Here is a 13364-nt window from a genome sequence, read left to right as displayed (position 1 = left end):
GTGGCCCGCCGGACGGCGGTGCGGCGGAGGGTGGTGTGGCCGAACGCGGTGCGGCCGAGGGTGGCGCAGCCGTCGCCGGGGGTACCGGCGAGGCGCGCGAGGGTGCTGCCGCTCAGTAGAGCAGGCCGCCCATGTGGTCGTCGTCGGCGAGGAGTTGCCAGGAGTGGTCCGGGGTCGCGAAGGCCTCGGGGTCGACGGCGGCCACGGCGTGCTCGGCCACGTGGGCCAGCAGCGCCTGCGGGTCGAAGACCGCCCAGGCCGCGCGGGCCCGCCCGCCCTCCCAGCGCCGCCACTCGGCGCGCAGCCGCTCGTGCGTCCAGAGCGCGAACAGCAGCGCGGAGAGGTCCCGGTTGAGGTAGGCCGCGGGCACGCCGGGGTCGTGCCAGGCGGGCAGCTCCAGTCGGCCGGTGGCGCCGTCGAGGGCGATCACGAGGTCGTGCGGCCAGTGCGCGAGGGCGAGGTGGTCGCGCTGGTACTCGCGCTCGGAGGCCGATTCCGGTTCGTCGGCGGAGGCGAACTCCTCCGGGTACGCCTCGGCCATCGTGCGCAGCGGCCCGGTGGCGGGGACGTCGAGCAGGGTGCCGCCGACCGGCAGGCCGAGCTCCGTGAGCAGTCGGCGGGTGGGGCCGTGGGTGAGCAGTTCCGGCAGCTCGTCGGGGTGGAAGCGGCGGATGCCCGTGGCGGCGGCGTCGGTGTGGGCGGTGTCGGCGGTGTCGGTATCGGCGGTGCCGGTGCGGGCGCCGAGCTCGGCGAGGTCCGCGACGAGCTCGGTGGTTATCTCGTACGCCGCGGAGCCGGGCCCGTCCGGCACGCCGGGCAGGGCGCCCCACGCGAGGGCGCGGACCAGCAGGGCCGTGTCCCAGTGCGCGGGCGGGGCGTCGTCGTCCCGGAACAGCGCCGGGTCGATCGCCCGCATCCGCTGCCGGACGACGTCGACCACCCCGGCGACGACCGCCGGTCCGCGGTGGCCGTCGATCGCCTCGGGCTCCTCGGCGGCGAGGGCCGCCGCGTCGACCTCGCGCAGCAGCTCGACCAGGTGGGGCAGGCCGGTCGCGAGCGGGTCGCGGCGGAGCGCGCCGCCGCGTCGGCCGGCCAGGAACACCTCACCGGTCACGCCGTCGAGGAGGACGGCGTCGCCCTCGTGGGTGGTGTGGGCGGTGTACGTGGTCTCGCCGAGGACGAAGAGGTGCTCCTTGCCGCCCTCGTCCTCCGCGTCGCCGAAGGCCTCCAGCGGTGGCCCGCCGAGGGTGTAGAAGTCCAGGAAGGCGGCCGTCTCCGGCAGGCCCTCCGTGGTCAGGAAGTCCCGGCTGGGCTGGTGCACGAGCCCGTCCGGCAGCTCCGCGGACTCCAGCCGCAGGCGCCCGCCCCAATCCTGCTCGATGCCCACGCCTGGCCACCCCCGGGTTGATGATCGTTGATCACTGCCGACCCTAGCGGGCCTCACCGACAGTGCCGTCGCCAGGGCGGCCCATGGTGGGTGGCGCGGTGGCGGGTGCGGCGGGGCGCGGTGGCGGGTGTCGTACGGCGGCGGAGCCCGCCCGCCGTGAGAGCGTCGGTGCATGGTGGTGGCGGAGGAAGGCGGACGCGGGGCGGCCGTGGTGCACGAGGTGCCGTACTACGCGCAGTGGGAGTCGCCCGAGCTGGTGCGGGAGATCATCGCCGGCTCGGTGAGTGCGGCGGACGACCCGCGCTGGGGCGCGTCGGGCGCCGCCTCGCCGGAGGAGTACGAGTACTGGTCCTGGCGGCTCTGCGGTGTCGCCTGCCTGCGGATGGCGCTCGACCACTGGTGGGGCGTCGCGCCGTCGACGATGACGCTGGCCGGCGAGTGCCTGACGGCCGGCGCCTACGAGCGCGACGGCGACCGGCTGCGCGGGCTGATCCACACGCCGTTCGCCGCCTACGTCCAGGAGCGCTGGGGACTGACCGCGCAGGCACGGGAGTTGACGCCCGAGGAGGTGTCGGCGGAGGTGGCCGCGGGGCGGCTGGTCATGCTGTCGGTGCACCCGGCGGTCCGCCACCCGGACGGGCCCGAGCCGCAGCGGCGCGGCGGACACCTGGTGCTCGCGGTGGGCACCACGGGGACGGCGCTGGTGATCCACAACCCGTCCGGGTTCGCGGGCGAGTCGCAGGCGTACGCGCACGTCCCGTGGCGGCACTTCGAGCGGTTCTACTCCGGCCGGGGGATCGTCCTCGGCCCGCCGGAGGCCGTCGACGGCTGAGACTGGCCGGGCGGTGCGGCTCCGGCGCCGGGGTGGTGTGCGGGTGGGCGGCCCGTGGTTGGTGGCGGTGGACGTACGGCCCTGCCGTGCCTGACCCGCCTTGGCGGCGGGTCAGGCGCGGCAGGGGCCACGCGCGGCTCAGGTCAGGTGCGGGTCAGGCGGGGGTCGGGCGCGGCTCGGGTCAGGCCGTCGGCTCCGGCAGGCCGATCGGATTGACCGGGGGCAGGGCCGCGCGGCAGAGCGCCGCGATCGGCTTGAGCGCGGCGGCGAGCCGATCCAGTTCGGCGCGCGGCTGGTCCTGCCAGACCCGGGCGGCGGCCAGGTCGGTGGCCGCCTCCAGCGCCTGGTGGCGGAGCCGCCCGGACTCGGTGATCGTCCCGCGCCCGGTGAGCCAGCCGCGTTCCGCCAGCCGGGCGGTGGCCGCGTCCCACTCCTCGTCGGTCCAGCCGCGCATCGGCTGGATCGCCTCGCGCCGGGCGTCCAGGGCGCAGCGCACCACCAGCGCCTCGCAGCCGTCCAGCCCGGCCGCGACCAGGGCGCCGACGTGCCCGTCGCCCCGGTGCTCGCGCATCACCGTGGCCGCCTGCCAGAGCCGCCCGTGCAGGCCGGCCGGGCGGGGGAGCGCGGCGTTCGCGGCGGCCAGCACCCGGCCCGCGCAGTCGAGCCGGGAGACGGCCTGCTCCAGCCGGTCGGTGACCAGCTCGATCTGCTCCCGCCCGATGTGCTCCAGCAGCCGTTCGAGCGTCGCCGAGGCGCCCGCGACCCGGGCCGACAGCGTGGTCTCCGGATCGGCGCGCTTCCAGACGTCCGGGAGGGCGCGCTCCACCATCCCCGGTGCGAACCCGAAGAACGCGGCCACCACCGGCGGGGCGTCCACCGGGCCCAGCGGAGCCGCACGCCCGGCGAAGTAGCCGCGCCAGCCGCCGCGCAGTCCGGCGGCCTCGAAGGCGGCACGCGCCTCGGGCGCGAAGTAGGTGATGGCGTGCACCGGCTCGAAGAGCCACCAGAGAGCGCGGGCGGGGTGGACGGGATCGGTCAACGGAGGGCCTTCCTCGCGGGGGAGCGCCGGGGCGCGCGGACGGGGGAGGCGCCGCACAGGGCTGATGACCGCGGCGGCGGCCGCGGTAACCCCGCGCCAGGTGTGACGAGCGTCACGGTGGGGTCTCACGCCTCGGAACCCGCCCCGTTCGGTCCCTCCGGCCCGCCGAGGGATGATGGGCCGAGGTGCCCACTCCCGGCACCGGAACCCTCGCACGAAGGCATTCGGTAATGGCGCAGATCAACCCCAGCATCCTGTCCGCGGACTTCGCGCGACTCGCCGAGGAGGCCGAGGCCGTCAGGGGCTCGGACTGGCTGCACGTCGACGTGATGGACAACCACTTCGTGCCCAACCTGACGCTGGGCGTCCCGATCGTGGAGTCGCTGGCCCGGGCCACCGACACCCCGCTCGACTGCCACCTGATGATCGAGGACCCGGACCGCTGGGCCCCGCAGTACGTCGAGGCCGGCGCCGGCTCGGTCACCTTCCACGTCGAGGCCGCGGCCGCGCCGGTCCGGCTCGCCCGCGAGATCCGGGCCAAGGGCGCCCGCGCGTCCATGGCGCTCAAGCCCGGCACGCCGATCGAGCCGTTCGAGGACCTGTTGCCCGAGCTGGACATGCTGCTGATCATGACCGTCGAGCCGGGCTTCGGCGGCCAGGCCTTCCTCGACATCATGCTGCCCAAGATCCGCCGCACCCGGGAGCTGATCGACAAGCACGGCCTGGAGCTGTGGCTGCAGGTCGACGGCGGGGTCTCGGCCGGCACCATCGAGCGCTGTGCCGAGGCGGGCGCGGACGTCTTCGTGGCCGGCTCCGCGGTCTACGGCGCGGAGGACCCGGCCGAGGCGGTCGCCAAGCTGCGCGCGCTCGCGGACGCGGCGACGGCCGACGCCTGGTGGGCCTGCGCGCACTGAGGCCGCGGCGCCGGCGCCGGCCGTTCGGCGCCCGTTCGGCGCCGGGCTCGCCGTCCGCTCGGCGAGCGGTCGCGATCGCTCGCCGAGCGGACGGTGCCCGGCCCGCCGGACGGCCGGCACGCGGTGCACTCCACGGATGCCCGCCGCGGCCGCCGGGTGGAGGAACCCGCCGGGGTGCTGGATGATCGTGCTCGACGCCCCGGCCCCGGCCGGTCCCGCCCCGAACGGTGGAGGACCCGCGACATGAGCAACCTCGACCTCAAGCCCGCGCCGACCCGCTGCGGCGGCGAGGCCGGCACCGGCCCGGTGAAGGAACTGCTGACCGGCCGCCAGGTCCCGCTCGGCGAGAGCACGGTGGTGCGCCGCCTGCTGCCCAACCTCGGCCGCCGGATGGTCGGCGCCTGGTGCTTCGTCGACCACTACGGCCCGGACGACATCGCCGACGAGCCCGGCATGCAGGTCCCGCCGCACCCGCACATGGGCCTGCAGACCGTGAGCTGGCTCCACCAGGGCGAGGTCCTGCACCGCGACAGCCTCGGCAGCCTGCAGACCGTCCGCCCCTACGAACTGGGCCTGATGACCTCCGGCCGGGCGATCTCGCACTCCGAGGAGTCCCCGCGCCCGCACGCCCGCTACCTGCACGGCGCCCAGCTCTGGGTCGCCCTCCCGGACGCCCACCGGCACACCGACCCGGCCTTCGAGCACCACGCCGACCTGCCCGTCGTCACCGCCCCGGGCCTGCGCGCCACCGTCATCCTCGGCACCCTCGACTCGGCCGCCTCACCCGGCACCACCTACACCCCCCTGGTCGGCGCCGACCTCGCCCTCACCGCGGGCGCCGACCTCAGGCTCCCCCTCGAACCCGGCTTCGAGTACGCCGTCCTCTCGATGACCGGCAGCGTCGACGTCGACGGCGTCCGGGTCGAGCCGGGCTCCATGCTCTACCTCGGCACCGACCGCCGCGAACTCCCCGTCCTCGCCCGCACCGACGCCGCAGTCCTCCTCCTCGGCGGCCAGCCCTTCGAGGAGCACCTCGTCATGTGGTGGAACTTCATCGGCCGCACGGGCGAGGAGATCTCGCAGGCCCGTGCGGACTGGATGGCGGGCGCCCGCTTCGGTGAGGTCCACGGCTACGCCGGCGACCGACTGAGCGCCCCGGCGCTGCCGGCGACGCCACTGAAGGCGCGGGGTCGGGTGCGCTGAGCCGGCCCGGCACCCGGTCTGCAGCGGGGGCGGGTGCCGCGCGGGAACGGCGCAGCTGCCTGGGTGCGTCCTCTCCGGTCGAGGAGAGGCCGCCCCGATCGGCGGGACCGGCATGGAGGGGGCCGGTATGGCTGCATCGGAATTCGCCGAGTGGGTGCGGCACTTCGAGACCGAACGGGACCGCCGTGCCGCCGGGCCCGACCCCTCCTGGGAGTCGGGTGCCCGACTGGCCCCTGCGGTGCAAGCGAGCATCCGGCGCTTCCAGCTGGGCGAGGACGGCGACGGCGCGGACCTGATCGCCAAGGCGGACGCCGCAGGCGACCCGCACTACGCCGCAGCGGTGCGGCTGTTCGAGGACGAGGAGCACAACCACGCACGGTTGTTGGCCCGGCTGCTGGAGGCGGGCGGGGCCACGACGCTGACCGGGCACTGGAGCGACACGGTGTTCGGGCGACTGCGCCGCTCGGCGGGGCTGCGCGCCGAGTTGCTGCTCCTGATGGTCGCGGAGGTCGTGGCACTGCGCTACTACCGGGCGCTGCGCGACGGCACCGACGATCCGCTGACGTCGGAGGTCGCCCGGCGCATCCTGGCGGACGAGGAACGGCACGTCCCGTTCCACTGCGCGCGGTTGCGCACGTCGATCGCGGAGCTGCCGCGCGGCGCCCGGCGGCCGCTCCTGGCGGGCTGGCGGCTGCTGCTCCTCGGTGCGGGGCTGGTGGTGGCGGCCGACCACGGGCGCGCGCTGCGCAGGCTCGGGGTCGGGCGAGGGCGATTCGTGGTGGATGTGACGCGGTCGGCCGGTCCGGTGGTCGCGGCGATCCTCGGGACCCACCCGCCGCGGGTACCCGGTGAAGCTGCGGAGCCTGCCGCTGCCGCGCCGCCCGCGCTCAGCCGTCGACGGTGACGGCCCACTGCTGGAGTTGGCCGACGAGTTGGTCCCACAGGCCGGTGACCAGGAGGAGGCCGACGGTGACCAGGAGGCCGCCGCCGATCCGGGTCACCCAGACGTAGTGCCGCTTGACCCGGGCGAAGGCGCCGAGGGCGCGCCGGAAGGCCAGGGCGGCGAGGACGAACGGCAGTCCGAGGCCGAGGCAGTAGGCGGTCATCAGCAGGGCTCCGCGGCCGGCGCTGGCCTGGTTCCAGGCGAGGGCCTGGACGGCGCCGAGGGTGGGGCCGATGCAGGGGGTCCAGCCGAGGCCGAAGACGAAGCCGAGCAGCGGCGCGCCGGCCAGTCCGACGACGGGCCTGCGGTGGGTGCGCAGTTCCCGCTGGGTGAGGCCGGGCAGGAAGCCGAGGAAGGCCAGACCCATGGCGACGGTGAACAGGCCGAGCACGGTGGTGATGGTCTCGCGGTACGCCTGGAGGGTGTTGCCGAAGTACCCGAACAGGGCTCCGCCGGAGACGAAGACCGCGCTGAAGCCGAGGACGAACAGCAGCGATCCGGCGAGCATCCGGCCGCGCCGGCGGGCGGTGGTGTCGGCGAGGTCGGCGGCGGAGAACCCGGTGACGTAGCTGAGGTAGCCGGGCACCAGGGGCAGCACGCAGGGCGAGAAGAAGGAGATCAGGCCGCCCGCGACGGCCACCGGGACGGCGAGCAGCAGGGTGCCGTGAGCGAGGGTGGCTCCGGGGTCCAGGGCCAGGTGGGCCGGTGCGGTGGTCGGGGTCATGGGGTGGCGGCCTCCGCGGTGACCGGGTCGAGGACGGCCCGCAGCTGGTCGGGGGTCACCGGGGCGGTGACGGCGGCGGCGATCCGGCCCGCGCGGTCGATGACGAGGGTCGCGGGCAGGGCCTGGACGTTGACGGTCTGCGGCGGGAGGGTGCGGACCAGGGCGCCCTTGGGGTCGTACAGGCTGGGGTAGGTGAGGCCGTGGTCGCGGACGAAGGTGCGGGCGGGGCCGGGCTGCGGGTCCTTGGTGTCGATGCCGAGGAAGCGCACGCCCTGGGCCTCGGTCTCGGTGTGGACGCGCTGGAGGCCGTCGGCCTCGGCGCGGCAGGGGCCGCACCAGGAGCCCCAGATGTTGAGCACGACGACGTGGCCGTGGAGGGCGGCGAGGCTCTGCGGGGTGCCGTCCAGGTCCTCGCCGGCGAGGTCGGGGGCGGGGCGGCGTTCGGCGGCCGCGAAGGTGAGGACGGGTGCGTCGGTGGCGGACGCCGCCGAGCCCCGCTGGAGGGCGTCGGCGGCGGCGCAGCCGGTGGCGGGCAGCAGCGCCGCGGCGAGCAGGGCGGCCGCGGCGAGGGCGGCCCGGGGGCTGGGAGGCACGGGGTTCACCTCGGGGTGGTGGTCGGGGCGGAGCCGGACGGAGCGGATCCGGTCGGGGCGGCGGCGGTGGGCCCGGTGGGGGTGACGGTCAGCGGGACGGGGTGGTCGGCGACGGGCAGCAGGCAGCCGTCCGTCTCGCTGCAGGCGGCGTAGCCGATGTGGACGGCGGCCGACCCGGTGCCGGAGGCGCGGACCGGGAGGGTGGCGGTGACGGGTCCGTCGGGGTAGACGGGGACCGTTCCGGTGACGCCCTCCAGGGCGAGCCGGCGGACGGGGGCGGTGACGGCGAGCGGGGCGGTGGTGCCGAGGGCTCCGTCGGTACGGGCCGTGGTGGGCCGGCCGACGCCGTCCACGCCGTCCGGGGGGAGGTCGGTGGCGTAGAGGTGGAAGCCGGCTTCCACGGGGGCGTAGGAGAGTTCGAGGGTGCCGGCGCCGTCGTGCCAGTCGCGGAGGGCGACGGTGACGGTGACGCCGTTCTCCTCGAAACGGCCGAGGAGGGCGGCGGCGGCCGTCACCCGCTCGCTGCCGGAGCCGCCGTGGGCGCTGCCGCCGCCCGTGGTGCCGCCGGCCGAGCAGCCGGCGGCGGGGAGGGCGAGCAGGGCGGCGAGCAGGGCCGCGGCGGGGCGGCGGCGCGGGCTCACGGGGCCCACTTCTTGAGGAAGGAGGTGAAGCCGCTGGTGGTGAGGGAGGGCATGCCGGCGGTGTTGGTGTCGGTGCGGACGGTCCCGTCGGGGGTGACCACGATCAGCACGGGCATCTTGTAACTGCCCTGGGAGTCGTACTTCTTGAGGAGGTTGAAGTTGGTGCTGCTGTGGCCGCCGATGTCGACCTGGACCAGGTGGTAGGAGGCGTTGAGGACGCTCTGCACCTGGCTGTCGCCGAGGGTCTTGTCCAGGGCCTTGCAGTTGCCGCACCAGGTGGCGCCGAAGTCGAGCAGGACGTTCTTGCCGTCGGACTTGGCCTGCCGGATGGCGGCGTCCACGGCGGCGGGCGAGTCGGCGGTGGCGTTGTAGCCGATGGCGACCGGGCCGCCGGCGGCGGCGGGCTTGGCCGGAGCGGCGGTCGTGGCGGCGGTGGCGGCGGTGGTGGCCTTGGCCGATGCGGTGGCCGAGGCCTTGGTGGTGGCCGACGGCCGGGCCGTGGAGGCGCTGGGCGTCGGGGTCGGGGTGGTGGCGGCGCCGGGCGTCGGGGTCGCGGTCTCCGGGACCGGGGTGGTCGGGGTGCCGGTCTCCGGCGGGGCGGTGACGACGTTGACCGGCTCGGGCAGCGCGGCGGTGCCGGAGGCCGTGACGGCGGCGGCCGCGGGGGCGGCGTCGGCTCCGGAGCCGGTCGGGCCGCAGGCGGTGAGGGCGGCCGCGGCGGTGGCGAGGGTGAGGGCAAGGGCTTGACGGCGCAAGGGAGTTCCTCGGGTCGGGGAGGGTCTTCGAAGCGGGAGGGGCCGGTGCGGACGGTCGGTCCGGTGGTGGCCGGATCAGTCGGAGAAGTCCTGGGTGAGCCAGACCGTGCCGGCGGGGTCGCGGTACACGGATATGCCGATGTGGGTGAAGCTGCGGCTCAGCAGGTTGCGGCGGTGGCCGTCCTCGGGCGGCTTCTCGTCGAGCATGCTCTGCGTCAGACGGACGGCCTGGGCGGCGATGTCGGCGGTGGCGGTGGAGACCGGTCCGCCGCGGCCGATGTTCTCGCCGGCGGTGCCCCAGTGGACGCCCTGGGCGCTCTCCCGCTTGCCGACGGCGGGTTCGCCGGGGCACTGGTGGGCGAGGCCGCAGCCGCCGCTCATCACGTCGTTGTGCCCGGCGGCGGCCGCGGTGAGTCCGGCCGTCAGGGTGTACGGCGGGAGGCCCTGGGCGGCCCGGGCGTCGTTGATCAGGGCGAGGACCTGCTGGACCTCGTCCCCGCCGCCCGGTGCGCTCGCCGCCGCACCGCCCGTCGCACCGCCCGCCGCCGCAGCGCCGGTCGTGGCGGCGGAGGCCGCCGTGGTGGGGGTCGCCGTGGTGGGGGCCGCGGCGGCGGTGCCGGGGCCGTCGGTGCGGGTGCCGGTGGGCTTCGCCGCCGAGGGGGAGGCGGGCCGGGGGGTCGCGACGGTGGGCTCGGTGGTGGGCGCGGCAGGACCGGTCGGGGCGGCCGACGTGGCGCCAACGGCGGTGGTGGGTACGGCAGATGGTGCGGTGTCGGCCGCAGTGTTGCCGGCCGTGGCGGAGTGGGCCGCAGCGGTGCCGGCCGCAGTGGCATCCGCCGCCACGGTGTCCGCCGCCGTGGCGGCCGCGCCGGGCGCCGCGCCGCCGGCCGGGGCGGGGAGCGCGGCGACGGTGGCCACGGTGCCGCCGACGGCGAACAGCACCGCTCCGACGACGGCCACCCGGGGCAGCCGGGTCGCCCGCCGGGCGGCACGGTGGGACGGGGCGCGGCGACGGGGCCGGGGCGCGCGGGGGTCGATGGACATGGTGGTACCTCGGGATCGGGTGAGGGGTGCCGCGTCCCGGTGGGCGGCCCGGCCACGGGGGCCGGGCCGGGCGCCGGGAGGCGGTGGGTCGGCGCACCCCGGTCCGCGAATCCGGTGTGCGCGTGGAGCCCTGTCGCGCCGCCTGTTCTGCGGGCCGTCAGAAGCTCTCTGCGACAGCGAGCATAGGACGCCCGAACCGCCTGTCACGCGGTTCCGACCGATCTTCAGGAACGGCTAAGGAAGCCCGCAGCCTGCGCTTCGGGAGCAGCCCTCGAAACCCCGCCCGACCTGCGTCCGGACCTGCGCCCGGACCCGCGCCCGGACCCGCCCGACCTTCGCCCCGACCCGCCTTACCCTTCGCCCCGACCCGCCTTACCCTTCGCCCCGACCTGCGTCCGGACCCTCGCGGCAGGGTCGTCCCGGCCCCGGCCGGGAGGCCCTCCGGTCCGCTCAGAGATCCGTCTCGCGGACCGAGGACTGGGCACGCGGCTGCACCGTGGAGGTGATCTGGGAGCGGTGGTGGGAGCTGGAGAAGGTGACCTGGAAGGTCTGCGCGGAGCCCTGGGCGGTCTGGGTGGTGAACCCGGGCGCCGGCAGCGCGGAGACCAGGCAGACGGCGGTGGCGCCGTACCGGACCGTGACCTGCCCGCCCTCGGACTTCACGGTGTACACGCCCGGCCCGCCGGGGCAGGAGCCGGCCCGGTCGCCGCCCTGCGGAGTGGGCACGGTCGAGCCGGGTGCACTCGTACCGGGTGCGGTCGGTACCCGGCTCTTCGTCGCCGAGGGGCCGCCGCCGGCGGTCGGCGAGCCGCCCGGGGTCGCGGCGGAGGGCGTGGCGGAGGGCGTGGCGGACGGCGTGGGGGAGGGGGCGGTGGACGGCGAGCCGCCGGACGGGGCGGGCGCCGCCGAAGGGCTCTCCGCCACCCCCGAGGCCGCCGTCCCGATCCCGATCGCCGTCGTCCGGACCGTCGGCGGGACCTCGGCCGTGGAGTCCACGACGAAGCCGACCGCGAAGAACACGGCCGTCACGGCGAAGGCCGTGCAGCAGATCCAAACCAGCAGGTAGCGAGCGAGGCGGGGCACGCGGCCCATCATCCACGATCCGCTACGGTGTCCCCCATGCCGAGCGTCCTTGTCGTCGAAGACGAACCCGAGATACGCGCTTCGCTGATCGAGGTGCTCAGCGCGCACGGGCACCTGGTGCGCAGCGCGGGCGACGGATTCGGCGCACTGCGCGAGGTCACCCGGGCGCCGCTGGACGCCGTGGTGCTCGACCTCGGACTGCCGGACCTGGACGGCGCGGACGCGCTGCGCATGATCCGCGGCATCTCCCAGGTGCCGGTGCTGGTCGCCACCGCCCGCGACGACGAGGCGGAGATCATCAAGCTGCTGGACGCCGGCGCCGACGACTACCTGGTCAAGCCGTTCTCCGGCGGCCAGCTGGTGGCCCGGCTCAACGCGGTGCTGCGGCGCTCCACGTCCGCCCACCACCCGCCGGCCGCCGCGCCCGGCCCGGCGCCCGGCCCGGGCGAACTCCTCGCGGTGGGCGAGCTGATCATCGACCCGCGCGGCCGCTCGGCCCACCTCGGCGGGGTGGAGCTGAAACTGACCCGCCGGGAGTTCGACCTGCTCGCCTACCTGGCCCGGCACGTCGACCAGGTGGTGCCCAAGCGCCAGTTGCTCGTCGAGGTCTGGCGCGAGCCCTACGTGGACGACCAGACCATCGACGTCCACCTCTCGGCGCTGCGGCGCAAGCTCGGCGAACGCGGTTCGCTCCCGCGGTACCTGAGGACGGTGCGCGGCGTCGGGATCAAGATGGTGACGCCCCGGTGAGACGGTCGCTGGCCGGGGTGGCCCTGGCCGTCACCGCGATGGTGGCCCTCGCGTTCCTGATCCCGCTCGGGGTGCTGGTGGCCGACCAGGCCCGCAAGCAGAGCACCACCGCCGCCGAGCAGCGGGCCGCCGCCCTGGCGCCCGTGCTGGCCCTCACCACCGGCACGGCCGACCTCCAGCAGGCCGTCGCCGGCCTGGACCCGGGCGAGGGGCTGGGCGTCCACCTGCCCGACGGCCGGCACCTGGGGGCCGGGCACGCCCCCGCCGAACTGCTGCGCCGGGCGATGGACGGGGGAGAGTCGATCGCCCGGGACGTCCCCGGTGGCTGGCTCTACCTCCAGCCCGTGGTGCTCGGCCAGGACGGGACGGCCGTGGTCGAGGAGTTCGTCCCCGACGCCGACCTCACCCGCGGGGTGAGCGCCTCCTGGGCGGTGATGTCCCTGCTGGCCGTCGGCCTGATCGCCGGCTCGGTACTGGTCGCCGACCGGCTCGGAGCCCAGGTGGTGCGCTCCTCCCGGACCCTCTCCCGGGCCTCGAACGCCCTCGGCGCCGGCGACCTGGAGATCCGGGTGGAGCCCGGCGGCCCCAGGGAGCTGCGGGACGCCGGGCAGGCCTTCAACGCCATGGCCGACCGCATGGTCGACCTGCTGGCCACCGAACGCGAACTGGTCGCCGACCTCTCGCACCGGCTGCGCACCCCGCTGACCGCCCTCCACCTGGCCGCCGACCGGATGGCCCCCGGCCCGGACACCCGCCGGATCAGCACGGCCGTGGCGCAGCTGGAGGAGGAGCTCAACTCGATCATCGCCGCCGCCCGCACCCCGCTGGCCACCGGGCCGATGGGCCGCGCGCTCACCGCCGCCGAGGACACCCGCGCGGCGGGAGGCGCGCGGAGCGGCGCGGGGCAGGCTCCGTCGGCGGGTCCCGGTCCCCGTGCGGAGGCGGCGGAGGTGATCCGCCACCGGGCGGGTTTCTGGGCCACCCTGGCGGGCCACCAGGACCGCGCCTGCCGGCTGGAGATCACCACCGAGCCGACGCCCGTCCAGCTCCCCGCGGACGACCTCACCGCGGTGATCGACTCGCTGGTCGGCAACGTCTTCCGGCACACCCCGGCCGGGACCGCGTTCGCCGTCCGGGTGGAGCGCACCGCGCAGAGCGTCGAACTCACCGTGGAGGACGCCGGCCCCGGCATCGACGACCCGGACGGCGCCCTGGCCCGCGGTGCCAGCACCGGCTCCACCGGCCTCGGCCTGGACATCGCCCGCCGCGCCGCCGCGGCCACCGCCGGCGGCCTGCGGATCGACCGCGGCCGCCTCGGCGGAGCCCGGATCACCCTCTCCCTCGGGCTCGCCGCCGCCGACCCCACCACCGGCCCCGGCCGCCGCACCCGCCGCCACACGCGCCACGGTCCGTCCCGCTGACGGCGCAGGCCGTGTCCCGCTGACGGCGCACGCCC

14 protein-coding genes are annotated in these 13364 nt (G+C 76.4%); 6 read left to right on the top strand and 8 right to left on the bottom strand.

The window, feature by feature from the left end:
- Positions 1–112 precede the first annotated feature (112 nt).
- The gene (locus RMN57_RS08965) at positions 113–1387 is read right to left on the bottom strand and encodes an SUKH-4 family immunity protein (RefSeq protein WP_313762864.1); all 1275 of its coding nucleotides are present in this window, start codon (positions 1385–1387) and stop codon (positions 113–115) included.
- 172 nt (positions 1388–1559) lie between these two features.
- On the opposite strand from RMN57_RS08965, the gene RMN57_RS08960 reads away from it, so the two are divergent.
- Positions 1560–2219, top strand: a complete 660-nt coding sequence (locus tag RMN57_RS08960) for a C39 family peptidase (protein WP_313762863.1) — start codon at positions 1560–1562, stop codon at positions 2217–2219.
- A gap of 181 nt (positions 2220–2400) precedes the next feature.
- On the opposite strand, the gene RMN57_RS08955 is transcribed toward RMN57_RS08960, so the two are convergent.
- A complete protein-coding gene (locus tag RMN57_RS08955) occupies positions 2401–3258 on the bottom strand; it encodes an SCO6745 family protein (protein ID WP_313762862.1) in 858 nt (285 codons plus the stop codon).
- A 230-nt stretch (positions 3259–3488) separates the two neighbouring features.
- Here RMN57_RS08955 and rpe point away from each other — a divergent pair, with 230 nt between their 5' ends.
- The 3 genes from rpe to RMN57_RS08940 all read left to right on the top strand — a co-directional run bounded on the left by rpe (position 3489) and on the right by RMN57_RS08940 (position 6279).
- Complete coding sequence (rpe, locus tag RMN57_RS08950; RefSeq protein WP_313762861.1) at positions 3489–4172, top strand: ribulose-phosphate 3-epimerase; 684 nt, start codon at positions 3489–3491, stop codon at positions 4170–4172.
- Positions 4173–4415: 243 nt separating this feature from the next.
- The gene (locus RMN57_RS08945; RefSeq protein WP_313762860.1) at positions 4416–5375 is read left to right on the top strand and encodes a pirin family protein; all 960 of its coding nucleotides are present in this window, start codon (positions 4416–4418) and stop codon (positions 5373–5375) included.
- A 127-nt stretch (positions 5376–5502) separates the two neighbouring features.
- Positions 5503–6279, top strand: coding sequence for a ferritin-like domain-containing protein (locus RMN57_RS08940; protein WP_313762859.1), 777 nt, complete (start codon positions 5503–5505; stop codon positions 6277–6279).
- On the opposite strand, the gene RMN57_RS08935 is transcribed toward RMN57_RS08940, so the two are convergent.
- The 6 genes from RMN57_RS08935 to RMN57_RS08910 all read right to left on the bottom strand — a co-directional run bounded on the left by RMN57_RS08935 (position 6263) and on the right by RMN57_RS08910 (position 11158).
- Entirely contained in the window at positions 6263–7042 is a 780-nt protein-coding gene (locus RMN57_RS08935; protein ID WP_313762858.1) for a cytochrome c biogenesis protein CcdA, read from the bottom strand. The two genes, RMN57_RS08940 and RMN57_RS08935, sit on opposite strands and share 17 nt — an antisense overlap.
- Complete coding sequence (locus RMN57_RS08930) at positions 7039–7635, bottom strand: TlpA disulfide reductase family protein (RefSeq protein WP_313762857.1); 597 nt, start codon at positions 7633–7635, stop codon at positions 7039–7041. The genes RMN57_RS08935 and RMN57_RS08930 overlap by 4 nt, the downstream gene beginning before the upstream one ends.
- A gap of 5 nt (positions 7636–7640) precedes the next feature.
- On the bottom strand, positions 7641–8276 hold the full coding sequence (locus RMN57_RS08925) for a hypothetical protein (RefSeq protein WP_313762856.1): 636 nt from the start codon (positions 8274–8276) through the stop codon (positions 7641–7643).
- Positions 8273–9031: a thioredoxin family protein gene (locus tag RMN57_RS08920; protein WP_313762855.1), complete on the bottom strand. Its 759-nt coding sequence runs from the start codon at positions 9029–9031 to the stop codon at positions 8273–8275. Before RMN57_RS08920 ends, RMN57_RS08925 begins: the two co-directional genes overlap by 4 nt.
- Before the next feature lie 75 nt (positions 9032–9106).
- Positions 9107–10075 carry a CAP domain-containing protein gene (locus RMN57_RS08915; protein WP_313762854.1) on the bottom strand — a complete coding sequence of 323 codons (969 nt, stop codon included), beginning with the start codon at positions 10073–10075 and terminating at the stop codon, positions 9107–9109.
- A 450-nt stretch (positions 10076–10525) separates the two neighbouring features.
- Positions 10526–11158, bottom strand: coding sequence for a hypothetical protein (locus RMN57_RS08910; RefSeq protein ID WP_313762853.1), 633 nt, complete (start codon positions 11156–11158; stop codon positions 10526–10528).
- A 36-nt stretch (positions 11159–11194) separates the two neighbouring features.
- Here RMN57_RS08910 and RMN57_RS08905 point away from each other — a divergent pair, with 36 nt between their 5' ends.
- Positions 11195–11908, top strand: a complete 714-nt coding sequence (locus RMN57_RS08905; RefSeq protein WP_313762852.1) for a response regulator transcription factor — start codon at positions 11195–11197, stop codon at positions 11906–11908.
- Positions 11905–13329 (top strand): HAMP domain-containing sensor histidine kinase, encoded by a 1425-nt coding sequence (locus RMN57_RS08900; RefSeq protein WP_313762851.1) that lies wholly within the window; start codon positions 11905–11907, stop codon positions 13327–13329. The genes RMN57_RS08905 and RMN57_RS08900 overlap by 4 nt, the downstream gene beginning before the upstream one ends.
- Positions 13330–13364 lie beyond the last annotated feature (35 nt).

Source organism: Kitasatospora sp. CM 4170 (assembly GCF_032110285.1).
Lineage (GTDB): Bacteria > Actinomycetota > Actinomycetes > Streptomycetales > Streptomycetaceae > Kitasatospora > Kitasatospora aburaviensis.
The sequence above is the reverse complement of the archived record's forward strand: the minus strand, read 5'-3'. Positions and strand labels throughout refer to the sequence as shown.

Excerpts from the sequence above, each read along its gene's own strand:
- RMN57_RS08960 (WP_313762863.1), top strand. The coding sequence starts at position 1,560 with ATGGTGGTGGCGGAGGAAGGCGGACGCGGGGCGGCCGTGGTGCACGAG.
- rpe (WP_313762861.1), top strand. The coding sequence starts at position 3,489 with ATGGCGCAGATCAACCCCAGCATCCTGTCCGCGGACTTCGCGCGACTC.
- RMN57_RS08945 (WP_313762860.1), top strand. The coding sequence starts at position 4,416 with ATGAGCAACCTCGACCTCAAGCCCGCGCCGACCCGCTGCGGCGGCGAG.
- RMN57_RS08940 (WP_313762859.1), top strand. The coding sequence starts at position 5,503 with ATGGCTGCATCGGAATTCGCCGAGTGGGTGCGGCACTTCGAGACCGAA.
- RMN57_RS08935 (WP_313762858.1), bottom strand. The coding sequence starts at position 7,042 with ATGACCCCGACCACCGCACCGGCCCACCTGGCCCTGGACCCCGGAGCC.
- RMN57_RS08915 (WP_313762854.1), bottom strand. The coding sequence starts at position 10,075 with ATGTCCATCGACCCCCGCGCGCCCCGGCCCCGTCGCCGCGCCCCGTCC.
- RMN57_RS08905 (WP_313762852.1), top strand. The coding sequence starts at position 11,195 with ATGCCGAGCGTCCTTGTCGTCGAAGACGAACCCGAGATACGCGCTTCG.